The sequence below is a fragment of the Schinkia azotoformans LMG 9581 genome (assembly GCF_000307855.1).
In the GTDB taxonomy this organism is placed as follows: domain Bacteria; phylum Bacillota; class Bacilli; order Bacillales; family Bacillaceae_J; genus Schinkia; species Schinkia azotoformans.
Genome location: NZ_AJLR01000032.1, coordinates 1 through 741 on the forward strand (window position 1 = coordinate 1; position 741 = coordinate 741).

The window sequence follows — 741 nt, forward strand, 5'->3', positions numbered from 1 at the left end:
AACTCTCGCCATATTCAGTCAGAACTTCTTGGAAAGTTTCTGTATTAGGGACGGACCCTGATTACCTTGATGGGCTTGGAAATCAGCCTAATGGTGTTGTGGTAGGTCAAGCAACTCCCAATAATCAAGACAATCTGTTTAGTTATATTGCTACTAATAGCGGTATATCTATGACGACGACAGATAATATCGTCTATACTGATCCTGCAGGAATTCGCTATATCATCACAGGTTATACCTATGCGACGACTGCTGGTGGGACTGGAACGACTTATTCGACATTTGAGGCTCTTCTTGCCGCAAACCCATACATTCCTGCTGGGCTTTATAATCAACCCCTACAATTTGTCACTGTCAACATGATTTCTGACCAGACGAGCATCACATCTAATTCGACAAGTAGCACAACACCGTTAACCCCAGCAACGAACTATATGCCTATCAACGATATCACGGCAAGTACAGATATTGATGGTGTAGATGATGACGGTCTACCTTATGCCATCAATGGCTATAATGCCGTGACCAATATCGTAGGCGGCACGACTAACTACTGGGGAGATGCGACAAACTCTCTGAAACTTCCGATTGGCTCATACACAGAAACTTCCGATTGGCTCATACACAGAAACTTCCGATTGGCTCATACACAGAAACTTACTATGCGCTTAATTACTTGGGACTTCAGGCTTACCAAGCACAGTCAACATACACGACAGTCGCTAGTTTTCTTCAAAGTTT

The 741-nt window shown here is 43.5% G+C and carries 1 protein-coding gene; it reads left to right on the forward strand.

Annotated elements, in window-relative coordinates; all coding sequences use genetic code 11:
* The coding region (locus BAZO_RS01685) for a hypothetical protein (protein WP_003329484.1) at positions 1-741 on the forward strand (741 nt) is incomplete at both ends.